General features: G+C 62.4%; 16 protein-coding genes. 11 read left to right on the forward strand and 5 right to left on the reverse strand.

Annotated elements, in window-relative coordinates; translation table 11 throughout:
* Positions 1-174 precede the first annotated feature (174 nt).
* The 8 genes from C2L71_RS05705 (at position 175) to thrS (ending at position 12,214) form a co-directional block, all read left to right on the forward strand.
* On the forward strand, positions 175-1,473 hold the full coding sequence (locus C2L71_RS05705) for a helix-turn-helix domain-containing protein (RefSeq protein ID WP_103264825.1): 1,299 nt from the start codon (positions 175-177) through the stop codon (positions 1,471-1,473).
* 493 nt (positions 1,474-1,966) lie between these two features.
* Positions 1,967-3,457, forward strand: a complete 1,491-nt coding sequence (tig, locus tag C2L71_RS05710; RefSeq protein WP_187143286.1) for a trigger factor — start codon at positions 1,967-1,969, stop codon at positions 3,455-3,457.
* A 157-nt stretch (positions 3,458-3,614) separates the two neighbouring features.
* Positions 3,615-4,235, forward strand: coding sequence for an ATP-dependent Clp protease proteolytic subunit (locus C2L71_RS05715; RefSeq protein WP_103264827.1), 621 nt, complete (start codon positions 3,615-3,617; stop codon positions 4,233-4,235).
* A 17-nt stretch (positions 4,236-4,252) separates the two neighbouring features.
* Positions 4,253-5,632, forward strand: a complete 1,380-nt coding sequence (gene clpX / locus C2L71_RS05720; RefSeq protein ID WP_103264828.1) for an ATP-dependent Clp protease ATP-binding subunit ClpX — start codon at positions 4,253-4,255, stop codon at positions 5,630-5,632.
* A 107-nt stretch (positions 5,633-5,739) separates the two neighbouring features.
* Positions 5,740-8,406: a valine--tRNA ligase gene (locus tag C2L71_RS05725; protein ID WP_187143288.1), complete on the forward strand. Its 2,667-nt coding sequence runs from the start codon at positions 5,740-5,742 to the stop codon at positions 8,404-8,406.
* A 195-nt stretch (positions 8,407-8,601) separates the two neighbouring features.
* Positions 8,602-9,270: a hypothetical protein gene (locus tag C2L71_RS05730; protein ID WP_129588476.1), complete on the forward strand. Its 669-nt coding sequence runs from the start codon at positions 8,602-8,604 to the stop codon at positions 9,268-9,270.
* 245 nt (positions 9,271-9,515) lie between these two features.
* Positions 9,516-10,058: a zinc ribbon domain-containing protein gene (locus C2L71_RS05735; protein WP_103264831.1), complete on the forward strand. Its 543-nt coding sequence runs from the start codon at positions 9,516-9,518 to the stop codon at positions 10,056-10,058.
* Positions 10,059-10,300: 242 nt separating this feature from the next.
* Positions 10,301-12,214, forward strand: a complete 1,914-nt coding sequence (gene thrS / locus C2L71_RS05740; RefSeq protein ID WP_103264832.1) for a threonine--tRNA ligase — start codon at positions 10,301-10,303, stop codon at positions 12,212-12,214.
* A gap of 115 nt (positions 12,215-12,329) precedes the next feature.
* Here the strand turns inward: thrS and C2L71_RS05745 are convergent, their stop codons facing one another.
* On the reverse strand, positions 12,330-13,973 hold the full coding sequence (locus C2L71_RS05745) for a cation:proton antiporter (protein ID WP_103264833.1): 1,644 nt from the start codon (positions 13,971-13,973) through the stop codon (positions 12,330-12,332).
* Positions 13,974-14,219: 246 nt separating this feature from the next.
* Here C2L71_RS05745 and C2L71_RS05750 point away from each other — a divergent pair, with 246 nt between their 5' ends.
* Positions 14,220-14,543: a heavy metal-binding domain-containing protein gene (locus C2L71_RS05750; RefSeq protein ID WP_103264834.1), complete on the forward strand. Its 324-nt coding sequence runs from the start codon at positions 14,220-14,222 to the stop codon at positions 14,541-14,543.
* A 145-nt stretch (positions 14,544-14,688) separates the two neighbouring features.
* Positions 14,689-15,549 (forward strand): ion transporter, encoded by an 861-nt coding sequence (locus C2L71_RS05755; RefSeq protein ID WP_103264835.1) that lies wholly within the window; start codon positions 14,689-14,691, stop codon positions 15,547-15,549.
* Positions 15,550-15,568: 19 nt separating this feature from the next.
* On the opposite strand, the gene C2L71_RS05760 is transcribed toward C2L71_RS05755, so the two are convergent.
* Both C2L71_RS05760 and C2L71_RS05765 read right to left on the reverse strand, forming a co-directional pair.
* Positions 15,569-17,470, reverse strand: coding sequence for a sensor domain-containing diguanylate cyclase (locus C2L71_RS05760; RefSeq protein ID WP_103264836.1), 1,902 nt, complete (start codon positions 17,468-17,470; stop codon positions 15,569-15,571).
* A gap of 218 nt (positions 17,471-17,688) precedes the next feature.
* A complete protein-coding gene (locus C2L71_RS05765; protein WP_103264837.1) occupies positions 17,689-18,633 on the reverse strand; it encodes a patatin-like phospholipase family protein in 945 nt (314 codons plus the stop codon).
* A gap of 227 nt (positions 18,634-18,860) precedes the next feature.
* Between C2L71_RS05765 and trxA the strand changes: the two genes are divergently transcribed.
* Positions 18,861-19,169 carry a thioredoxin gene (gene trxA, locus C2L71_RS05770; RefSeq protein WP_103264838.1) on the forward strand — a complete coding sequence of 103 codons (309 nt, stop codon included), beginning with the start codon at positions 18,861-18,863 and terminating at the stop codon, positions 19,167-19,169.
* Positions 19,170-19,384: 215 nt separating this feature from the next.
* Here the strand turns inward: trxA and C2L71_RS05775 are convergent, their stop codons facing one another.
* Together C2L71_RS05775 and C2L71_RS05780 are read right to left on the reverse strand one after the other, a co-directional pair.
* The gene (locus C2L71_RS05775; RefSeq protein ID WP_103264839.1) at positions 19,385-19,993 is read right to left on the reverse strand and encodes a 4Fe-4S dicluster domain-containing protein; all 609 of its coding nucleotides are present in this window, start codon (positions 19,991-19,993) and stop codon (positions 19,385-19,387) included.
* A 13-nt stretch (positions 19,994-20,006) separates the two neighbouring features.
* Positions 20,007-22,781, reverse strand: coding sequence for a molybdopterin-dependent oxidoreductase (locus tag C2L71_RS05780; protein WP_103264840.1), 2,775 nt, complete (start codon positions 22,779-22,781; stop codon positions 20,007-20,009).
* Between the last annotated feature and the right edge of the window lie 140 nt (positions 22,782-22,921).

Raw genomic sequence — 22,921 nt, forward strand, 5'->3', positions numbered from 1 at the left:
GGCCTTAATTGAATTCGCAAGCTGGACACCTGTCCAGTTTGAACTTGCAATCGGATAGCGTAAGCCCTTGCCCTGTGCGAAGGCCTTCTGGCCCGAGCATGGGGCGCTTTTCTTCTTCGAGCTGTTTCTCTACCATGGACAAGCCCTTCTCCCGGCCCAGGGAAGGAGGATGCCATGCCCAAGAAGAAGGGAGCGCACCTGGGTTTCGACGACAGGTGCGAGATAGAGGACATGCTCAAAGAGGGCGCGTCCTTTCGGGAGATCGCCCGGAAGCTCGAGGTGTCGCCCACGACGGTATCCAACGAGGTGAGGCTCAACAGGGTGCTCTTCAAGCCCAAGGCGATGCCGCAGAAGGCCCAGGCAAGGTGTGCGAAGTACCGCGGCTGCACCAAGGTCGCGCTCTGCCCCTTGTGCTCCTCCCGCGCCGCAGCCTGCAAGCGCTGCGGCATGAAGCGCTGCTGGGACATCTGCAGGGAGTTCGACCCGCACACCTGCAAGCGCCGCGAGCGCGCGCCGTTCGTCTGCTCGAAGTGCGACAAACGCGCCTACTGCACCTTTGAGAAAGCGCGCTACGTCGCCTCGAAGGCACAGGCAGCCCACGACGCCCGCTTGAGCGCGGCCCATGCCGGCATCGCCTGCGAGCCGGGCGAGTTGGAAGACATGGTGGGCAAGGTGAAGGGGCTCCTTTCCCAAGGGCAGAGCCTTCAGGCCATCTGGCTCACCCATAGATCCGAGTTCCCGGTGTGCGAGCGCACCTTCTACAACTACATGGACAAGGGCGTGATGGGGCTAGCCAACATCGAGCTGCCCAAGAAGGTCAAGCACGCCCCTCGCAAGGAGTGGGCGGACGGCAAGCCCAAGATGGACCTTGCCGGCAGGACCTACGCCGACTGGCTCGCCCTGCCCGACGACCTCAAGCTGCTCACCGTCCAGGTGGACTGCGTGGAAGGCCTCCGCCGCAACTCGAAGTGCATCCTCACGCTCCACTTCGTCCGCCTGTTCTTCCAGCTTTTCATCCTGCTCGAGAACAAGGACCAGGCCCACGTGAAGGCCGCCCTCGACGCGGTGGAGGCCTATTGCGAAGGCGTTTTCGAAGACGTCTTCCCGGTGATGCTGGGAGATCGCGGCTCGGAGTTCCTGGACTTCGCGAAGATCGAGACCGGCGCGGGCGGATCGCGCCGCACCCGGATGTTCTACTGCGATCCGGTGAAGCCGGGCCAGAAGGGGGCGTGCGAGAAGAACCATGTGGAGCTGAGGAAGATACTGCCGAAGGGGACCGACTTCGATGCCCTCACGTTCAACGACGTTGCCGAGGCGTGCTCGCACGTGAACTCGTATCCCAGGCCCGGCCAGGGGGCGGCGCCCATTCGGCTCGCCTCCCTGACCCTGCCTGCAAACCTGCTCGAGAGCCTCGGTGTCCATGCCGTCCCGCCAGACGACGTGATCATGACGCCCAGGCTGCTCGGGCTTTAGCGATTCCATTCTAATTGATTCATCAGGGCCGGGGCGAGGGTCTGCATATCTATTTGTATCGGGCGTCCGGATTGCTTTTGCAAAACTTGTACGGAGGCCTGCGCCAGCATGCCCTCGTTCGACCGCCTGCCCGAATCATCCGTTCAGAGCGCCCTCGAACCGACCCTTCGATTGCAAAATTGAAAGCAAACTGGACGGCCTAAGGACTATTCTCATTCATGATGTGCTTTGATACCCCGAACGTCCAGCTTGCTATTGCAGTGTCCAGGTTGCGAATGCAATCAACTGCATCCCGAAGGGCGTGATCCGTTCGTCAGTTCTTCGTGAACGATCTTCCTCATCCGTACTATATATGCGATAATTCCGTTTTGGTGTGCTCAGAGCGCGATCCGGCAGTCGAGTCTGCGGGCCGCTGCGGGCCGCGCATCCGAGCGGGGGCGAGCGCGCCGCAAGATGCCGCAAGGCGACCATAGAAACGATGGAGGATAGTTACGTGGAAACAAAAGTTGAGGCATTGCAGGATAACCGCACGAAAGTGACCGTTACTGTCGATGCCAAGGATATCGACGCCCGCATCAAGAAGACCTACAAGGATTTCGCGCACAAGTACAATTTCCCCGGGTTCCGCAAAGGCAAGGCCCCGCGCCCGATCATCGACAACGCCCTGGGCAAGGATGCTGTCCTTGCGACGGTGACCGACGACCTCGTCAACGGATCTTATCCTCTCGCCATCGACGACTGCGGCCTGTACCCTGTGTCCAAGCCTGAATTCGACGAGACCGACCTCGTCGAGGGCGGCAAGCCTTTCTCGTTCTCCTTCACCGTGGCTGTCAAGCCGGAGCTTGAACTGTCCGGCTACGATCCGGTCGAGATCAAGCTGCCCGCCGAGGGCGCATCCGATAAGGACGTCGACGATCAGATCGACGCGCTGCGCGAGCACTACTACTCGTTCGAGGACTGCTCGGCCGCTACGAAGGTGAAGGCCGACAGCCATATCGATCTGGCTATGAAGGCGACAGACGACAAGGGCGAGGAGATCCCCTCGCTCACGACCGAGAACCGTCCCTACAGCCTGGGCGGCAACCTGTTTCCGTCCGAGTTCGACGAGCAGCTCGTCGGCCTGAAAAAGGGCCAGACGACGACGTTCTCCATCGATATGCCCGACGATCCTCCTATCATGCTGGCGGCTCTCTCCGGCAAGACCTCGAAGATCGATTTCGAGGTCGAGGTGAAGGTTGTCAAGAAGAAGATCCTTCCTGAAGTTACCGACGAGTGGGTGAAGGAGACGATCGGCTTCGACGATGTCGCGTCCATGCGCTCCACCATCGCCGATTCCATCGCCCAGCAGAAGTCCGCCATGATGCCGCGCATCAAGGAGAACGCGGTCCTGGTAGCGGTTGCCGAGCGCCTCGAAGGGGAGGCCCCCGAGAGCATGCGCGAGGAGGCCGAATCCACGCTCATCCAGGACTTCTTCCAGCAGCTTCAGAGTCAGAACATGTCCTTCGATCTGTACCTAGCCCAGCAAGGTATGACGCCTGACCAGTTCAAAGAGGATGTTAAGCTCCAGGCGGCCGATATTGCCGCCCAGGATCTTGCGCTCGACGCCTGGGCTCGTCACTTCGGTCTGGAAGCCACGGAGGAGGACGTGCTTGCGGAGTTTGCCAAGAGCGGCGCGGAGAAGCCCGAGGCTCTCAAGGCGGAGTGGCGCGAGAACGGCCAGCTGCATCTGGTACGTCAAGGCGTGAGCCGCACGAAAGCGGTCATGGACCTGATGGAGAAGGCCGTTGTCACGGAGGTCGAGCCCGGAGCCCAAGACGAAAAAAAGAAGCCCGCGAAAAAGGCTTCTTCCAAGAAAGCCGCGAAGGCCGACGAGGCCCAGGATAACGGCGACAAGAAACCTGCTGCGAAGAAGGCCTCCTCGAAGAAGGCTACGGAGAAGAAACAGCCCGAAAAGCAGGAGGAGGGCTCCGAAGCCGCAGAATAGCATCTGCACCACGCCTGTCCCCGACGCGCCTTCTCCGGCGCGTCGGGGACAGGTAACGATACGGTTCCCGGGCCTTGCGCAGCGCGACGTTTAACCGCACTATGACAGAGATGCAAGCAGGCCGCCGAGCGGCCGCAAGAGATAAGCGAGGCATACCATGTTTGACACGAAATCGGCATTGATTCCCTACGTCATCGAGCAGTCGCCGCGCGGCGAGCGCAGTTACGACATCTATTCTCGCCTGCTCAACGATCGTATCGTGTTCCTCGGCGAGGCTATCGACGACCATGTCGCCAACTCGGTGGTAGCACAGCTGCTGCACCTGGAGAGCGCCGACCCCGATAAGGACATTTCTCTTTATATCAACTCGCCGGGCGGCTCGGTCACGGCGGGGCTCGCCATCCTCGACACCATGGACTTCATCAAGTGCGACGTGTCCACGATCTGCTTGGGCGAGTGCGCTTCCATGGCTGCGGTGCTGTTGTCCAACGGTGCCAAGGGCAAGCGCTTGTGTCTGCCGAACTCGATGGTGCTCATCCATCAGCCGTCGGGCGGCGCCCAGGGCCAGCAGACCGAGATCGCCATCGTGGCCGACTTCATGCTGAAGACCCGCAACCGCCTGAACAAGATCTTGGCGGACAATACCGGCCAGACGCTCGAGACCATCCAGAACGACACCGAGCGCGACAACTACATGACCGCAGAAGAGGCCGTCGCCTACGGATTGGTCGATCGCATCACTTCTTCGCGCGCTCTCACTGCTAGCTCCAACGAGTAGAGAAACGAATAGGATACATGAACGATAGACGCGACGAGTTCGGAAGCCGAGGCGACGAAATCGTCTGCGCCTTCTGCGGCAAGCAGCCGCACCAGGTGGCGGCGATGATATCGGGGCCGAACGGCATATTCATCTGCGACGAGTGCATATCGGTGTGCGCCGACGCCATGATGCGCGACTTGGGGCTGAGCGTGCCCGGCTCCGACGATGGGGATGCAGGGCAGGATGCGCGGTCCGAGGCGGGGCGCCATGCGCGCGGGTACGCAGCCGAAGCCGCATCGACGGCGGAGCCTGCGCCGGAGGACGTACTGGCCGAGCTTCCTACGCCGCACGAGTTATACGCCGAGCTCTCCGAGCATGTGGTGGGCCAGGAGCAGGCCAAGCGCGCGCTCTCCGTGGCCGTATACAACCACTACAAGCGCATCAGCCTGGGTGCAGATGCCGAGGACGGCGACGTAGAGTTGGCCAAGAGCAACATCATGCTCTTGGGTCCCACGGGTTCCGGCAAGACGCTTTTGGCCCAAACACTTGCGCGCACGCTGAAAGTCCCGTTTGCCATCGCCGATGCAACGACGCTCACCGAGGCCGGCTACGTGGGTGAGGACGTTGAGAACATCCTGCTCAAGCTCATGACGGCGGCCGACTTCGACATCCCGCGCGCCGAGATAGGCATCATCTACATCGACGAGATCGACAAGGTGGCACGCAAGGCCGAGAACCTGTCCATCACGCGCGACGTGTCGGGCGAAGGCGTGCAGCAAGCGCTGCTCAAGATCGTCGAGGGTGCGGAGGCGAGCGTCCCGCCGCAAGGCGGCCGCAAGCATCCCCAGCAGGAGCTGCTGCACATCGACACCACGAACATCCTGTTCATTCTTGGCGGCGCCTTCGTGGGATTAGCCGATATCATCGCCGCACGCGTCGGCAAGAGTGGTCTCGGCTTCACCGCCGAGCTGCCGGAAAGCCAGAAGCAGGCCGAAGCGGAACTGCTCGCTCAAGTGCTGCCGGAGGATCTCAACAAGTACGGTATGATTCCCGAGTTTGTGGGCCGCATCCCCGTGGTAACGTCGCTGAACGAGCTGTCGGAGGAGGATCTTGTGCGTATCCTCACCGAGCCGAGGAACGCGCTCGTGAAGCAGTACACGAAGATGTTCGAGTTCGAAGATTCTGAGCTTTCCTTCGAACCCGATGCTCTGCGCGCCATTGCACACGAGGCAGTGGAGCACGGCACGGGTGCGCGCGGCTTGCGCTCGATCTGCGAACGCGTTCTCATGGATGTGATGTACGACTTACCGGAACACGAGGGCGCAACTGTCGTCACGGTGCGGGCGAGCGACATCGAGGGCGAGACGCAGCCGGAAATCGTTTCGGCGGAGGAGAGCGTGAACAAGAGCGCATAGCGGGCTTCACGCAGTTGGGCAGAAGGCAGGATTTCGCAGGGCGCTCTTTCATGAGCGCCCGTTCGCGCATAAGCGCAAAGCAGGCAAGCGAGACGAGAGAGCGGACCATGGCAGAAAAGAAGATCGACTATGATTTCGCGGCGCACGAGCGGCCGCTGTTCGACGCGTGGAAGGACGCCGGCTACTTCCAGCGCGGCGAGGGCTTCGGCGCCAAGAAGGGGCAGCCCTACACCATCGTCATCCCGCCGCCGAACATCACGGGCGTGCTGCACATGGGCCATGCCCTCAACGACACCATCCAGGACACGTGCATCCGCCGCGCCCGCATGCAGGGCCGTCCCACGCGCTGGATCCTCGGCACCGACCACGCCGGCATCTCCACGCAGACGAAGGTGGACAAGAAGCTGGCCGACCAGGGCATCAGCCGTTTGGAGATCGGTCGCGAGGCGTTCATCGAGGCGTGCTACGACTGGTACAAGGAGTACGGCACCACCATCGTGAACCAGATCAAGGGCATGGGCTGCTCGTGCGACTACGACGACGAGCACTTCACGCTAGAGCCGGCCTACGTGAAGGCGGTGCGCAAGCTGTTCGTGGACTGGTATCACGACGACCTCATCTACAAGGGCAAGCGCATCGTGAACTGGTGCCCGCACTGCACCACGTCCATCTCCGACGACGAGGCCGAGTACGTGGACGAGGCGGGGCACCTGTGGTACTTGCGCTACCCGCTAACCGAGCCGGTGGACGGCTTGGAGTACCTCGTGGTGGCCACGACGCGCCCCGAGACGATGCTCGGCGACACGGGCGTGGCGGTGAACCCGAAGGACGAGCGCTTCAAACACCTCGTGGGCAAGACGGTGACGCTGCCGCTCGTCGACCGCGAGATCCCCATCTTCGCCGATTGGCACGTGGACAGGGAGTTCGGTACCGGCTGCGTGAAGACCACGCCCGCGCACGACCCGAATGACTGGGCCATGGGCGAGCGCAACGGACTCGAGCGCATCAACATCTTCGACGAGACGGCGCACGTTGTGGACGGCTACGGGAAGTTCTCGGGCATGGACCGCGATGAGGCTCGTGAGGCCGTCGTGGCCGCGTTCGACGAGCTCGGGCTGCTCGACCACGTGGAGGACCATGACCACTCCGTCATGACGTGCTACCGCTGCCACACGAAGCTCGAGCCCTGGGAGTCGGAGCAGTGGTTCGTGGCCGTGGACGGCCTCAAGCTGGACGCGGCGCGCGTGGTGGAGGACGGCTCCATCCAGTTCCACCCCGAGCGCTGGAAGCAGGTCTACCTCGACTGGCTGGCCAACCTCAAGGACTGGTGCATCTCGCGCCAGCTGTGGTGGGGCCACCGCATTCCCATGTTCTACTGCGACGCGTGCGGCTGGGAGGATGCGTCGGTGGAGGACGTCGAGGTGTGCCCCGTGTGCGGTGCTCCCGTGCGCCAAGACGAGGACGTGCTGGACACGTGGTTCTCGTCGCAGCTGTGGCCGTTCGCCACGATGGGCTGGACCGAGGAGGGGGTGGACGCGCCCGAGATGCGCGCCGCATACCCCACGCAGGTGCTGTCCACGGCGCGCGACATCATGGGGCTGTGGGTGGCGCGCATGGTGATGGCGTCCATGTACTGCACGGATCAGATCCCGTTCGAGCACGTCATCATCCACCCGACGGTGATGGCAGCTGACGGCAAGCCTATGTCCAAGAGTCGCGGCAACGGTGTGGACCCCTTGCGCCTCATGGAAGACTACGGCGCCGACGGCATGCGCTTCGGCCTGCTCATGCAGGTGACGGGCGCGCAGGACCTCAAGTTCAACGAGGCGAAGCTGGAAAGCTCGCGCAACTTCGCGAACAAGATCCGCAATGCGGCGCGCTTCGCCATGATGAACCTGGACGACTATGAGCCGGGCGAGCCCGCGCCCGTGACGCCGGTAGACCGTTGGATATTCTCGCGGCTGGCGGGCCTGGTCGCGCGCCTTGACGCCGCGTTCGACGGCTTCGAGTTCGGCGAGGCCACGCGCGAGCTGTACGCGTTCTTCTGGAACGAGTTCTGCGACTGGTACATCGAATTCTCAAAGGCGCGCCTGGGCGCCGGATCCGATGCAGCCGACCGCCTGGCGTGCCAGCGCAACCTGGTGTTCGTGCTCGACCAGGCGCTGCGCCTGCTGCACCCCATCATGCCGTTCGTGACCGAGGAGATCTACCAGGAGCTGCCCATCGACCGCAGCGGCTCACCGTACCTCATCGGGGCCGCCTGGCCCGACGCGCAGGGGCTGGCGAAGTATGTGGATCCCGAGGCTGAGCGCGCCATCGAGATGGTGTGCGAGACGGTGTCGGCCATCCGCAGCACGCGTGCCCGTTACGGCATATCGCCGAAGTCCCAGCTGGCCGTGGTCGTAAAGGCCGACGAGACGGACGCGGCCCTGCTCGAGGCTCAGCGGGGGCTCATCGAGGGCATGGGCAACACGGTGTCGCTCGTCATCGGCGCGCAGGTGGAGAAGCCGGCCGAGTCCAGCGCCGTGCTGGGCGCGGGGCTGGAGGTGTACCTGGTGCTGTCGGGTCTCGTGGACCTCGGCGCCGAGCGCGAGCGCCTCGCGAAGGAGCAGGCCAAACTCGCCGCCGATGCGGGCAAGCTGGAGAAGAAGCTCTCCAACCCGGGTTTCCTGGCCAAGGCCGCGCCCGAGATCGTGGAGAAGGACCGCGCCAAGCACGCCGAGCTTGCCGACAAGCTCGCCCGCGTGGAGGCTCAGCTGGCGGAGTTAAGGTAGACGTCCCTTTCGATGGTTGCGGGCCCTGTCTCTGTTTGGAGGCGGGGCCCGCGGCGTTTTCGGGGTGTGGTGGCAAGCTGCATGTTCGGATGGCGGCATCCTTCCGCTTGTTTTCTCGCCGTATACATTGCATAGCTCCTCGGTAGAAGATAGGATGAGCATATGGGTTCGATTTTACGTGAGAAAGGGCGAACCGTGGCGAAAATCAGCATGTTGATCTACGACCTCACCGGCAAGACCGAGGAGGAGATCCGCATGAGGGAACAGTACAGCTTCCTTCAGAAGATGGCCAGCGCGAAGTCGGAGACGTTCGAGAACCGACTTAAGCTCATGCTGAGCAATAAAGAATCGGTGGGCGAGCTGGAGATCGTGGGCGACAAGGCCTTCGAGTACCGCAACGGGCAGCACGTCAACATCTCGCGAACATGCGACGATGCCATCATGAGGGCGATCGACGAGTACTTCAAGGGTGGCAAGGAGGTCAAAGCGGCCTTTCAGAAGCTTGTCAAACAGGGCCTTTCCGGCTTGATCCGCGACATGTCCATCGGCGAGACCGAGGAGAAGCTGGTACTCGTGTACCCGGAGAACTACTCCATCGTGCGCGTGGACGTGATGGCCTACAAGTACACGTTCTCGTCGAAGGGCGTGCTCGCGAAAGACGTGGAGAACCTGTTCGTATACACCATGTCGAAATCCATTGTCGACCATAGGAAGGTGGGGATCGACTTCCTCATGCACGCCGTGGTGGACATGATGCGCGGCGGTTTCGACGAGGAGCCGTCGCTTGACGAGGTGATGCCGCTCATCAAGGGCTTGCAGATGTGCTGGAAATTACTCGACGCGGGTCCGGTGTCGTTTCGATGACGGAGGCTCATCGGGTATTTCTTTGCGGATCGATCACAAGTTCCTGAGATGGGTCTGAACCTCCATGGTGGACCGGGTACTCTTAATTAGCCTCCCGCAATTTCTACAGCTTGAGGAAATTGCCTGCTAATCCATACGCTCCCGCGCTTCTTTGCTATAATCTTTGATCGTGTGCATGATGGAAGTCGTCCGCTGGCGGCTTACGTGCGCAAAGCTCGAAGCTTACACTAGAAAACGAGGTTATCATGAGCGAACTGCTGGCCCAGTTATGGACCCCCGAGCTGCAAGCCGCTTTCACGGCAGTCGTCGTGCTGCTTGTCATTCTGTACGTGCTGTCTATCGTCTGGGTGGTTCGCGATGCGTATCTGCGCGGATCGTATTGGTATGTCTGGGCGATCGTCTCGCTCGTCCCACTGGTTGGCGTCATAGCATACTGCTTGCTGCGTCCGCCTCTGCTGCAGATCGATCGCGACGAGCAGGAGCTCGAAATCGCACTTAAGCAGCGTGAGCTCATGAAGTTCGGCGAATGCGCAAACTGCGGCTATCCTGTGGAAGCCGACTTCGTGCTGTGCCCGAACTGTCATCAGCGACTGAAGAACCTCTGCGGCACCTGCAACCATGCGCTCGATCCCACCTGGACCGTCTGCCCCTACTGCGCCACGCCCGTTACGGCGGCGGGACCGCGTCCGCGCCGCGCCCCCCAGCGTGGCCGAACGCAGCAGCCGCAACCGCCGGCGGCTCAGCAGAAGAGGCAGGCTCGCGGCGCGCAGCCCGATCGCGCCCAATAGCATCGTTTTCATGCAAAGCCGCCGAAAGGCGGCTTTTTTGCGTTCGGATATGGGGTCACGGAGTGGGGTCGGCCTTCGCATAAGCCTAAACTGAGAACTCGGTCTGGCATTTTGTTGAAACCGTGTGCGCGTGCGGCACTGCAGTCGTTCGTGTCATACTTGACAACGGTTGCGCACTCAAGACGCGGCCGAACCGATCGTGCAGGTGCTTTGTGCGCACCCGGCACAGGAAAGGAACTGTTATGAATATCGTACTTCCCGACGGCTCGACCAAAGATGTGGCGGAAGGCGCCACCGTCGCCGACGTGGCGGCCGCCATCGGCGCGGGCTTGGCGAAGGCCGCGCTCGCCGGCATCGTGAACGACCAGCCGGTCGACCTCTCCGCTCCCGTGCAGGAGGGCGACGCGGTGGCCATCGTCACGGCCAAGAGCGACGAGGGCCTCGAGCTTTTGCGCCACTCCACGGCGCACGTCATGGCCGCCGCGCTCGTCGACCTCTACGGTGACGTGCAGTTCGGCGTGGGCCCTGCCATCGAGGACGGCTTCTACTATGACGTCAAGCTCGACCGCGCGCTGTCGCCTGACGACTTCGCCGCCATCGAGGCCCGCATGGCCGAGATCGCGCGTGCCGACGAGCCCTTCGAGCGCCGCGTGGTCACGCGTGCCGAGGCCGAGGAGATCTTCGCGAACCAGCCGTTCAAGCTGGAGCTCATCTCCGAGCTTCCCGAGGACGCGACCATTACCACGTACACCATCGGCAAGTTCACCGACCTGTGCCGCGGGCCGCACCTGCCCTCCACCGGCAAGCTGGGCGCGTACAAGCTGACCAAGCTGGCCGGCGCCTACTGGCGCGGCGACGCGGAGCGCGAGATGCTCACCCGCATCTACGGCACCGCGTTCTTCAAGAAGGCGGAGCTCGAGGAGCACCTGCACAACCTGGCCGAGGCCGAGAAGCGTGACCACCGCAAGCTCGGCCGCGAGCTGGGCATCTACATGATGGACCCCATGGCGGGCGTGGGCCTTCCCATGTATCTTCCCAAGGGCGCGCGCGTCATCCGCACCCTGCAGGAGTGGCTGCGCCGCGACTTGTACGAGCGCGGCTACGAAGAGGTCATCACCCCGCACATCTACAACGCCGACGTGTGGAAGACCTCGGGGCACTACGGCTTCTACAAGGAGAACATGTACTTCTTCGAGATCAACGAGGGAGACGACGAGAACCCGCGCATGAGCGAGTACGGCGTGAAGCCCATGAACTGCCCGGGCCACGTCATGCTGTACAAGAACGAGCTGCACTCCTACCGCGACCTGCCGCTGCGCTACTTCGAATTCGGCACGGTGTATCGCCACGAGATGTCGGGCGTGGTGCACGGCCTGCTGCGCGCCCGCGGCTTCACCCAGGATGACGCGCACGTGTTCTGCACGAAAGACCAGGTCGTCGACGAAGTGGTGGCTATCCTCGACCTCGTGGACCACATCATGTCCACCTTCGGCTTCCAGTACGAGGCCGAGATCTCCACGCGTCCCGAGAAGTCCATCGGCACCGACGAGATGTGGGACCATGCCACGAGCTCGCTCAAGCAAGCCTGCGAGCGCCATGGCCTCGCCTACGAGATCAACGAGGGCGACGGCGCGTTCTACGGCCCGAAGATCGACATCAAGGTGAAGGACGCCATCGGCCGCACCTGGCAGTGCTCCACCGTGCAGGTCGACTTCAACATGCCCGAGCGCTTCGAGCTGACCTACCGCACCGAGGACAACACCGAGGAGCGCCCCTGGATGCTCCACCGCGCCATCTTCGGCTCCATCGAGCGCTTCTTAGGGATTCTCATCGAGCATTACGCCGGCGCGCTGCCGCTGTGGCTGGCTCCCGTGCAGGTGGCCGTGCTGCCGCTGGCCGACCGCCACAACGACGCCGCGGCTGGGCTGGCCGCGCAGATCAAGGCCGCGGGCGGGCGCGTGGAGGTGTACGATCAGAACGAGCCCATGCGCGTGAAGATCGCGAAGGCCCAGAGCCAGAAGATCCCGTACATGGTGGTGCTCGGCGACAAGGAGATCGAGAACGGCACCGTGTCCGTGCGCGACCGCCACGAGGGCGACCTGGGCGCCTGGCCGATTGACCAGCTGCTCGAGAAGATCCGCGAAGCTGCGCTGTAGGACGCTCCGGCATATCCGGCATTGCGATGATGACCCCGGCCTGCAGCACCGGGGTCGTCATCGCCAAGCGTCGCGCAAACGAAGGCAAGGGGAGTCTGAACGCGATCGGCTCCGACTAGTGTCGTCGCTCCTTGCGCGCATCCTCGAACATCCGTCGCGCGTCCTCCTCGTCGAGTCCCATGCGCTCGGCGACCCGTCCCATCTCCGTCATGCGGCGGCTGTACTCGCGCACGACATGCTCGGCCACGCGGCGGCGGCGATCCTCGCGGTGTTGCTGGGCCTGCGAAAGCAGCGGTCCATCGCCGTCGGGATCGGCATCGGGGGCGGGGTGGCGGCGCGCCATCTCCTGCGCCGCTAAGTCGAGCGCCTCGTCGAAAGCGCGCTTGCGGGCCGAGCGCCGCTGCAAGATCGCAGCACGATCCTGCCAGTCCAAGTCGTCGAAGCTCCGGCCCACACGCCGCGCCGCCAGCCGTTCGAGGGCCTCCTTGCGGGTGAGCATCCGCTCGAGCTCCCAGTGCTCGCGCAGGATGTCGCCGATATCGCGCGGATTGTGAACGATCTCGCGCGCAGCCTCGATGGGCTTCGCGTCGGCCACGCGATAGGTGAGCATGCCCAATAGCGGCATGAGGAACACGGTAATGGCACCGGCAGCCACCAGCACGCTGGCCGTCTCCTGCGGCATGGCCCCCGAGCTCACGGCCACCGACGTCACGGCCACGATGATGGGCAGCGCCGTCGTGCAGTACAGCGCGACGGTCAAGCGGTTGTGCGTGGAGATATCGCGTGTGTCTTTGCCCGTGGAAAGCGCGATGAAGATGGGAACCGCTCGAACAAGCAGCAAAAGCACGATAAAGCCTACGAGCATGGCGGGCTGTGCGAACACGGCCAGAAGATCGATCTTCGCACCGGACACCGTGAAGAATATGGGAATGAGGAACCCGTAGGCCACGCCGTCGAGCTTATGCTCAAGCGCATGGTCTCCTTCGGGCACAATATAGCGTAGGACGAAGCCCGCTGCGAAGGCGCCGAGTACGATGTCGAGATCGAACACCGCCGAGACGGCTACGAGCCCCACGAGCAGGAGTACCACGCAGCGCATCATGGTCTGCGAGGTGCCCTCGGCGTTCTCGGTGAGGAAACGGAACAGCCGATGCCCCGCCCTCTTCGCCTTGGCAGGTACGATGGCCATGATCACGCACAGGGCGACGAAGGCAATGAGGATAAGCGCGGTTTGCCATTCGGCACGCGTCGAAAGCAGGAGCGCCATGGCCAGCACCGGGCACAATTCGCCCCAGGTGCCGTAAGCGAGGATCGAGTCTCCCACGCGCGTGCCCATGAGCTCGCGTTCTTTCATGATGGGCATGAGCGTGCCAAGCGCCGTTGTGGTGAGCGCGATGGCCACGGCCACGGCTTCGAGCTCGTTGGTTTTCATGAGCCCGGCTGCGATGACGACCGCGAACGCGAGCGCGATGGACACGGCCCAGGTGGCAAGACCTCGCTTGCCCTGAGAGCCCGTGAGGCTCTTCGGGTTTATCTCGTAACCTGCGAGTAAGAACAAAAAGCCGAGACCCAGATCCGACAGAAGACCAACCGAGTCGGTAAGATCGATCACGCCGAACAGGTTTGGCCCAAGCACCGCACCGGCGATGAGCAAGAACACCGTCTCAGGGACGAGTTTGTTGGGGATGAGCTTTGCGACGATAGGGCTAACCGCCGCGACGAGGGCGATGATGGCGAGCGAAACGAGATCGACGGTCATAGAAGCCTTTCGGACGTGCGGTTTCTCTCGAACAAACCGTATCATTGTATACCTTTGCTTTGAACGCTCAGGCGTTTCGCGCGATAACTCCCGGCCAATTCCAGCACTTCTGGCCTCGTTTGAACCTGTGCTTGAACCAGCGCCTTGCATCGATGCGGGTTGGAATCGGCTCGTCATGGTAGACTGTGCAGAAGGCGTGTTTCGGTTGCCCTGCACGCCTCCTGCAAAACGGAAGGAGCATGCACCATGATCATCACCACGACGCCCACCGTCGACGGATACTGTGTATCGGGCTATTACGGCATCGTATTCGGTGAGGTTATAACCGGCATCAACCTTGTCCGCGATTTTGGCGCCGGCATACGCAACCTGGTGGGCGGACGAAGCGCCGGCTACGAGGAAGAGCTCCTGCAAGCGCGCTCCGAAGCGCTAGCCGAGATGGAGCAGCGTGCGCAAGAGCTGGGCGCGCATGCTGTTATCGGCGTCGATTTGGACTACGAGGTGCTCGGCCAGGGCAATATGCTCATGGTGACGGCTTCCGGCACCGCCGTAACCCTTGAACAGGCGTAGAAAAGCGCGTTCTTGCGGAGTTCAAGGAGCCATGCCGTCATGCGCATGGTGCTTTCGGCTATGATTCGGCCCTTATGCGTTCGCCGGATCGCCTGGCCGATCGCGAGCGTGCCAGCCGAGGTGCGGAAACAGCGGAAGGTACGGTATGACCGGTAGGGAAGAGAGCGGGATGGGGCGGGTTTCGGCCGGCAAGCGCCGGACGTATCTCGCGCTCGAGGACGTGCGCTGCGCGCACGGGGCGGCGCGGGCGGTGAGCATCGCGCTGTTCATCCTCATCGTTGCAAATGCGCTGCTCGTTTTTGCGGAGCCTCAAATCAACGCGTCGTCGGCCTTGGCTGCGGGATTCGTGACGTTCGGTCTTGCTTCGAGCGTCGCGTTCGGCGTCGAATACGTCGCCCGCCTGTGGATAGCCGATCTCGTATACCCCGGTCGTTCGCCCTTGCGCGCGCGCCTTCGCTACATGTTCTCGCCCATGGGCATCGTCGACCTGCTCGCATTCTTGCCAGGCCTACTTGTGCTCGTGGTCCCAGTCTCGCCGTCCGCGCTCAACGCTGCCCGCGTCATCCGGCTCGTGCGGCTCTTCAAGCTATCGCGCTACATGCGCGGGCTGCACTCCATTGCGCGCGTGTTCGAGAAGCGCCGGCCGGAGATCGTCGCAGCGTTCGCAGTGCTCGCGCTGCTCACCGTTACGGCGAGCGTGCTCATGTACGAGATGGAGCATCCTGTACAGCCCGACAAGTTCGACAGCGTGCTCACGGGCATGTACTGGGCCATGACCACCATCACCACCACGGGCTACGGCGACCTCGTGCCGGTGACGGCTGCGGGACGGCTCATCGGCTTCGCCACCATGCTACTGTCTATCGCCGTGGTTGCCATACCGGCCGGCATCTTCTCGGCCGGCTTCGTGGCGGAATTCCGCGCCCAGGATGCTCGCGTGCAGGCGCATTCGAAAGGCTCTGAAAGCCTGGAAAGCGAAACCTCAGACGCGAGCCCAGGCGAGTGAGCGCGGACGACCCTGGTCTCTAAGCGCCGTCTACGGCGTAGCGATTCTTGCCGCAGGCTTTGGCATGGTAGAGCGCCCGGTCCGCGCGTCGGTACAGCGTTTCGAAATCGCGCCCGCTTTCGGGGGCGAACGCCACGCCCACGCTAGCTGACAAGCTGCACGTTCCCGCATCGGTTTCGACATCCATGCGCAGGGCCTCGACGAGATCGGCGGCCTTCTTCTCGGCGGATGCGGCGTCGTCCATGGGCAGGAACACCACGAATTCGTCGCCGCCTATGCGCCCGACGACGTCCTCGCGGCGGAAATGCCCTTCCACCGTCTGGGCGAACCGTGCGAGCACCGTATCCCCCGCGCTGTGACCGAAACAGTCGTTGACCGCTTTGAAATTGTCGATATCGAGAATGAGGAATGCGAATGACGCTTCAGGAGCCGAGGCTAGCTTCGCGCGTATGTGCTCCTGAGTCGCCGCCTTGTTGTACAGGCCGGTGAGCGAGTCGCGTTGCATCTGCTCGATCAGGGCATGCTCGCGACGTTTCTCTTCGTCGATGTTCTGTCGGTAGACCAGCATGCGCACCGACCCGTCCTGGCTCCATGTGAACAGGTGCGCATTGATCCTCATCCAGGTATACGTCTTGCCGTCCACCGTGCTCATGAAGTCGTACGTCAGCTCGTCCTCGCCGCGTGCGTACGCTTCGAGCACCGACGCGGGGGTGAACATCTCGAGATAGCGCTGGCGGAATTCATCCTTGATCTGCTTCTCGGCAATGATGGAAAGCGCCTTGACGAACGGTGTGCCCGGCGGCGCGCCCAGACTTCTGAAGTACTGCTCGGTCTCCTCGCTCGCAGCGCGGTTGTGTGTGACGTCGATCTCGTAGATGTTGTCGTAGACCTGCTCGGCCGCCTCCTGGAACATGGATTTGCGCTCCTGTTCGGCCGCGGTCGCCTGCATCGCGATGAGCCTGTTGTAGCGTCGGAAGATACTCGTCGTGGCCAGCAGCACGAGGACGATCACGATCGCTATGACGACGACGGCCAACGCGAATTGGAATGCGATCTGGGCGTCCAGTTCTGACGTGTCGTGATCGACGACAAGGAACCAGTCGAGGTGGGGGATGAACTGCGTCACGAGGTAGCCGGATCCGCCTGATGACGAGTACCAAAGGCTGCTCGGATCATCTCGATCGCGAAGCGCCTGGCTCTCCAATCCGTCGAGCGCCCCTGCGTCGAACAGATCTGCACGGCCGTCCTGGGCGCTATCGGCGGAAACCTCGATCATTCCTTCGCCGTCGACAAGGTATGCGCTCGTGCCAGTCTGCTCCTCGTATTCGGCGAACATCTCGCGCAGGTCGTCGATCCGAAATCCGACGCCCACGATGCCAAGGGTCTCGCCTTCGTCGTCGAGTATGCGGCCGTTTATGAAGACGGTGATCTCATTATCGGTGGCTTCGTCGTTGTCGATGTTGATCGAATATTCCTCGCTGCTCTCAAGGAAGGCGTAAAACCAGTCGTTCTCCGGGTTGTCGGCCTCGAGCATGCGGTCGATGCCGTTGAAATGATAGTAACGGTTTGTCGCGGCGGAAGCGAGGAAGACGGAATCGTAACCGTACTTCTCACGGTAGGCGTCCAGGTATGAGCGCAGCGATTCCTCGTAAGCGCCTTCGTCGAAATGGTCGAGTTCCGAGGCGAGGCGTTCTTTGAGCAGGCTGTCGTTGGCCATCGTGAGCGACACGTCGATAGGCTGCGTGAACCGCGCATCGATATCGCGCGCTATGCTATCTGACGTGAGCATAGACACGCGCTCGGCATCCTCTTCGAACGCCTCGCGATTAGAATGGTAGCTGATATAGGAGGTGAGCGCGAAGCCCAGCACGATGATGGCACAGATCAACGCATTCGCATGCCAGGTGATTCGCTTGCTCATACGTCTCTTTTCCTGAAGCAGGTTCCCGTGTAGCGCGAACCTGGGCATCACGTCGTGCTTCGAACGAATACTATGATAGCATGCCCGCTTTCTTGAGTTCAGGTGTTAAACGGACGGTTGACCGTGCCGGGCTCCATCGCCGCGAAATCGCGCGCGGCTCTCCTGTGGCGCTTCGTCTCCACCGAGTTTGCACGGGCCGTGCCTCGCGGTATGGCGGCTCACTCAGAAAGGTATCGTTCGAGGGCTGGCCACATGCGCGCAGCTTCGGCGTAGCCCTGCTCGTAGAGGGCGAACAGCTTGCTGGGATCCTTTTCCATGCTGCCGACGGTCACCGGTTCAGGCGGGCGGATGAGGAACAGCCGGCCTTCGTCGTGAAGGCTCGGCAGCGCGCGGTACAGGCGATTGTATTCGTAATGGCGATGCTGGAGCCGCTCGAGATAGAAGGGGTAGTCGCCATAGCGTTGGCGCAGAAGGGCCATGAGCTTGTTGGGACCCTTCACGTAGTCTGCTGCTTGAGTGAGCACCACGATGTGCTTCTTCGCGCCGGTCAGCCACGAATGCACGATGGGCACGCTGTCGCACGTGCCGCCGTCGAGCAGATGCTTGCCGTCCACGTCGACGATCTGGCTGACGAGGGGCATGGAGGACGATGCGATGAGATAGGGAAGGTCGGCGACGGAATCCGACACGTCGTGGTAGTCTGCCTCTCCGGTCACGAGGTTGCTCGAAACCGCCACGAGCTTCATAGGCGATTCATCGAAAGCGCGGTAGTTGAACGGCTCGAGCGCGTTAGGCACCTCGTCGAAGGCGAAGTCGCGCCCGAAGGCGTTTCCCGTGCGTACAAAGCTCTTCAAAGACAGGTAGCGCCAATCGGCGCTGTACTTCGTGTTGACATAGCAGGTGCGTCCGTCTTCGCCGGCAACATAGTTGTACCCGCAGAGCGCTCCCGCGGATACGCCGATGACAAGCTCACAGAACAGCTTGCGATCCATGAAGCAGTCGAGGACGCCCGCCGTGAACTGACCGCGCATCGCGCCGCCTTCGAGCACGAGGTTTGCCGGATATGCGTCGTGACCGTTCCAGGCAGGTTCGTGGAAGCTCGTTTCAGGTGCAGTCGATCCGATGGGGTTCGAAGCGCCTTGCGTTCGAAATACCGTGCTCATGCGGAGATCCTTTCTTCGATCGTCGTCAATTATAGCCTTCGGAGTGGAATGCCTCCTCGCAGAATATGTCAGCTTTTTCTAGATTTATCTCCTTTTTGGTAACATTTGATGCAGGCGCTCGCGAGAGCGGATACAATAGTCCGAGAAAAAGCAGGCCGACATTGTGAACCGGCTTCGTGGCGTCCGGCCCATCTCGGTTCCGGGTGCACTGTCAAAGGAGGCAGCACATGAGCGAGATCGTAACCTCTTCGGATTTTCAGTCCAAAGTGCTCGACGCGCAAGGCCCCGTGCTTGTGGACTTCTTCGCAACATGGTGCGGACCATGCAAAATGCTCGCTCCGACCATCGACGAGGTGGCCGGCGAGACGGCGGGCAAAGCGGCCGTGTACAAGCTCGATATCGACCAGAGCCCCGACATTGCTCAGCGCTACGGCGTGATGAGCGTGCCGACTCTGATGGTGTTCGAGAATGGCCAGGTGAAGAAGCAGGCCGTGGGCGTGCAACCCAAGCAGAACATCCTCTCGATGTTGGCGTAGCGCGCACGCGCTCGAAAGCCTGCAAGAGCGCACGAGCGTGCAGGAAGAAGCCGGTCGCGGTGGCGCCGGCTTCTTCTATGCTCGAGGGCTGTGCCGGCCTTTCATCGGCGGGATTTCGGCAGACGAAACGCCGGGGATCGAGTGATCCCCGGCGTCGGGAGGGGGCGATGCCGCTGCCGGGCATGCGGCCCGGCAGCTGGTTGGGGGGGCGGCCGTTAGGCTTTTACCACCGGCAGGTAGAAGACGCGCGGAGAGTTTCCGCTTTCGGGAAGGTAGACGTCGCCGCCCCGCTTCTCCACCATCTTCTTGATCTCGTCCAAGTCGCCGAACACGCGCGCCTCAGCCATGCAGGCCCGCACGCACGCCGGCTGGTCGTTTCCGGCTTCGCGATACTTGACGCACAGGTCGCACTTATCGACGCATTTCTCGGGCATGTCGGCGTAGGCCACCTGCTCGTACTCGTTCAGCTCGTCGCCGAAGTAGCCTCGCTTATCCTCGACGGCATAGCGGGCGCCATAGGGGCAGGCTTCCACGCAGAGTTTGCAGCCGATGCATTTCTCCTTGTCGATCACCACGATGCCGTCCTCTTCGCGACGGTAGGTGGCGCCTTCCTGAGGGCACGCTTCGACGCAGGAGGGGTTCTCGCACATCATGCACAGCATGGGGCGGATGGTGCGAACCGCATTGGGATAGGTGCCTTCGCTGCCGCGCTCCACATGGGACCGCGTGACGCCGGGAGGCGTGCCATTAGCCTGCTTGCAAGCCACCGAGCAGCCGTGGCAACCGACGCATTTCTCCAGATCGATAACGAATCCGTAATCCATGGATACCAGCCTCCTAGCCGATCTTCTCAAGCTTGCAGCGGACACACTGTTCCACGCCGGAGCACAGATGGTCCATGCGCTCGGGGACGCCGGCGGGGACGAGATGGTTCACAGCCGTGCCCTTGCTCTTGCCGATGGGCTGGAACTCGCTCTTCGCGTTGAGGTGCCCGCCCACGGAAGCGACGCATTCGGGATGCACGAGCCCGGTGACCACGGCGATGCCCTCAACCGTGGCGCCTTCGCGGTTGGACAGACGCACCTTATCACCGGATGCGATGCCCTTTGCGGCGGCCGTCTGTTCGTTGATCTCGAGCAGATAGGTGGTGTCGTCCATCTCGTTGATCTCGTTGATCCAGGCGTTCTCCACCTGCCAAGTGTCGGTGTTGATGGCGTTGGTCCAGTACACCGGGAACATGTCGAAACCCTCTTCTTCGACCTCGTGGTCGATGCAGGCCTTCCATTCCGGTAGCGGTACGTAGTCGTCGGTCTCCCAGGGGATGCCGAGCTTGGCAACTTCAGCCTCCACCTTCTCCTTCGCTTCGAACATGAAGTCAAAGTACAGCGGAATGCGGCCTTCCTGGCCGGCGGCGAATACGTACACCTCCTCGGGGGTGCGCTCGCGCGTCAGCACGCCGTGCTCGCGGAACCACTCGACGCCGCGGCCTTCGCCGGCTAGCGACTTGAGGGCGGCGTCGCACACCTTTTCGGCGGTGATCTGCTCGGATTCGCTCAGCTTGTTCTCGTCGGTGAGGCGGTAGTAGTCGTTGAGTGCACCGGCGAACGCTGCGGTCGAACCGGACTTTTCGGCCATTGCACCGAACGAATCGAGCGCGGAGGGGCAGCCGTCCTTCGCCTCAACAATGGGCATGCGGCCGGCCACGATGTAGGGAACCTCGAGCGCGCCAGGCACGCGGTGGTTGTTGAACGACAGCGGCAGGGGATCGAAGCGCTCCAGATAGCATGGCTCCGGGATGATGAGGTCGTAGTAGTACGACGAGTCGTTCAGGTAGATGTCCATGGCGAAGATCCAGTTGAACGATTCGAGCACCTTGGCCTGGTAATCATGGTTGCACCAGTTCTTCAGCGGGTTCGACGCCATGCAGAACGCCACTTCGGAAGGCTTGGTCTTGTAAATGTCGGGCTGCACTTGGGATATGTAGCCGAAGTGCTGGTCCATGGTGAGGGGCTGCAGCTCCTCGAGCGCCAGGGTGGTGGGCGTGTAGCTCATCTCGCGGACCTTCTTGTAGTGCGAGCCCTGGTCGGGATACCCATGCGCCATACCAAGCTCTTCGATGAGGCCGTCTTCCTCCCACACGGAGAACTCCCAAGAGTGGACGTTGTCGCCCTCGTAGAAGCCGTGGGCGTTCTTGGTGTAGTAGCCCAGGTAGCCGCCGCGCGAGAACGTGGAGCCCACGAGCGTGTTCAGCTGCAGGATGGCCCAATGGGACAGAAAGCCGTGCTTGTGGCGGGCGATGCCGGAGAACGTGTCCACCGCGACAGGGCGGTAGGGCACGGTCAATCCGTCGACCTCGACCGTCTCGCCGATGCAAGCGGCCTCACCGAACTCCTTGGCCAGGCGACGGATGGTGTCGGCCGGGACCGTGGATACCTGCTCGGCGTATTCGGGCGTGTAGGTGGCGACATGCTCCTTGAACACGCTGAAAGCGGTGCGGACCTTCTTGCCGTCAACGTCGAACTCGCCTTCCAGGGCCGGTGCGGCGGCTTTGTCGTAGGTTGCGGGAGCGTTCGCATCGCCATCCCAGTACAGAGCCTTGTTGCCGTTGGCGGCGTCGCGCATGACGCGACCGGTGTCCGGGTCGATGAGCGAGGGGGCGTTCGTGCGGTTCGTCAGGAACTCGGCGTCGTAGATGCCGTACTCGTTGACGAGCAGGTTCGCCATGGCGAGCGCTACCGCGGCGTCCGTGCCGGGGCGGATGGGCACCCATTCGTCGGCTTTCTCCGCCGAGCCCGACATGTGCGGGTCGAAGTTCACGAGCTTGCAGCCGTTCTTGCGGCTCTCGGCGAAGATCTTGGCGGTGATGCTCGTCCCGTGGCGCGTGGCCACGCCGGCCTGCGTGCCGAACTGCATGAGGTACTTGCAGCTGCCGTAGTCGGGCATGGCGTTACCGCAGCCTGTGAGCAGCGACGAGATGGTGTGCGTGGGCGCGCCGCAGATGTCGGCCTTGAACGGCACGGGGATGTTGCCCCGGCTGCCGAGCCAGTTCATGGAGTCGATCCACGAGATAATGCTCGTGATGAGGGCGAACACGATAACGGGGTTGCCCTTCTCCTTCTGCTCGTCGAGCTTCTCGTTGATGAGGTCGTACGCCTCGTCCCAGCTGATCTCCTCCCAGCCGGGATCGATGCCGACGCCCTTCTCGGGATTGGTGCGCTTGAGTGGCTTGGTGATGCGGTTCTCATCGTAGAGCTGCATGATGCCCGCGGTTCCCTTGCCGCACAGGTGGCCCCAGCCAGCCGGGCTGCGGTCGTCGCCCTTGATCTCCACGAGCTTGCCGTCGACGACGTGCCCGAGAATGCTGCAAGCGTTGAAGCACATGTTGCACTGCGACGGCAGCCATTCGCCTTCGTCAGCCGTTTTATCGGTACCGGCTTTGCCGGACTCCTCCGACGCGCAGGCGCCGAGCGTTCCTGCAACGCCGAGCGCGCCGACGCTCAGTGCGCCGGCTTTGACGAAGCTGCGGCGGCTGAGGTTGGCGTGTCCCTGTGCGCGCTCCGCCGCCGCGTTCTCCGCGTCGGCGATCACGTGCGTGCTGCTCTCTTTGCTCATATCCTCTCCTCTTTGATCGAAGTGCTCTTCTCTCGTCCTTGCCCCTGCATCGGCTTTTGGGCACCACCTCCCCCGCGTATCGCAGCCCTTGTCCGATGCTCGAAGACTAGCATCTTGCGCGGCACGGTTTCGAATACGCA

It is taken from the genome of Enteroscipio rubneri, assembly GCF_002899715.1.
In the GTDB taxonomy this organism is placed as follows: domain Bacteria; phylum Actinomycetota; class Coriobacteriia; order Coriobacteriales; family Eggerthellaceae; genus Enteroscipio; species Enteroscipio rubneri.

What these genes read in the sequence shown, in the direction of transcription:
- C2L71_RS05705 (WP_103264825.1), top strand. Translation starts at nt 175, where the DNA reads ATGCCCAAGAAGAAGGGAGCGCACCTGGGTTTCGACGACAGGTGCGAG.
- C2L71_RS05715 (WP_103264827.1), top strand. Translation starts at nt 3,615, where the DNA reads ATGTTTGACACGAAATCGGCATTGATTCCCTACGTCATCGAGCAGTCG.
- clpX (WP_103264828.1), top strand. Translation starts at nt 4,253, where the DNA reads ATGAACGATAGACGCGACGAGTTCGGAAGCCGAGGCGACGAAATCGTC.
- C2L71_RS05725 (WP_187143288.1), top strand. Translation starts at nt 5,740, where the DNA reads ATGGCAGAAAAGAAGATCGACTATGATTTCGCGGCGCACGAGCGGCCG.
- C2L71_RS05735 (WP_103264831.1), top strand. Translation starts at nt 9,516, where the DNA reads ATGAGCGAACTGCTGGCCCAGTTATGGACCCCCGAGCTGCAAGCCGCT.
- thrS (WP_103264832.1), top strand. Translation starts at nt 10,301, where the DNA reads ATGAATATCGTACTTCCCGACGGCTCGACCAAAGATGTGGCGGAAGGC.
- C2L71_RS05745 (WP_103264833.1), bottom strand. Translation starts at nt 13,973, where the DNA reads ATGACCGTCGATCTCGTTTCGCTCGCCATCATCGCCCTCGTCGCGGCG.
- C2L71_RS05750 (WP_103264834.1), top strand. Translation starts at nt 14,220, where the DNA reads ATGATCATCACCACGACGCCCACCGTCGACGGATACTGTGTATCGGGC.
- C2L71_RS05755 (WP_103264835.1), top strand. Translation starts at nt 14,689, where the DNA reads ATGACCGGTAGGGAAGAGAGCGGGATGGGGCGGGTTTCGGCCGGCAAG.
- C2L71_RS05760 (WP_103264836.1), bottom strand. Translation starts at nt 17,470, where the DNA reads ATGAGCAAGCGAATCACCTGGCATGCGAATGCGTTGATCTGTGCCATC.
- C2L71_RS05765 (WP_103264837.1), bottom strand. Translation starts at nt 18,633, where the DNA reads ATGAGCACGGTATTTCGAACGCAAGGCGCTTCGAACCCCATCGGATCG.
- trxA (WP_103264838.1), top strand. Translation starts at nt 18,861, where the DNA reads ATGAGCGAGATCGTAACCTCTTCGGATTTTCAGTCCAAAGTGCTCGAC.
- C2L71_RS05775 (WP_103264839.1), bottom strand. Translation starts at nt 19,993, where the DNA reads ATGGATTACGGATTCGTTATCGATCTGGAGAAATGCGTCGGTTGCCAC.
- C2L71_RS05780 (WP_103264840.1), bottom strand. Translation starts at nt 22,781, where the DNA reads ATGAGCAAAGAGAGCAGCACGCACGTGATCGCCGACGCGGAGAACGCG.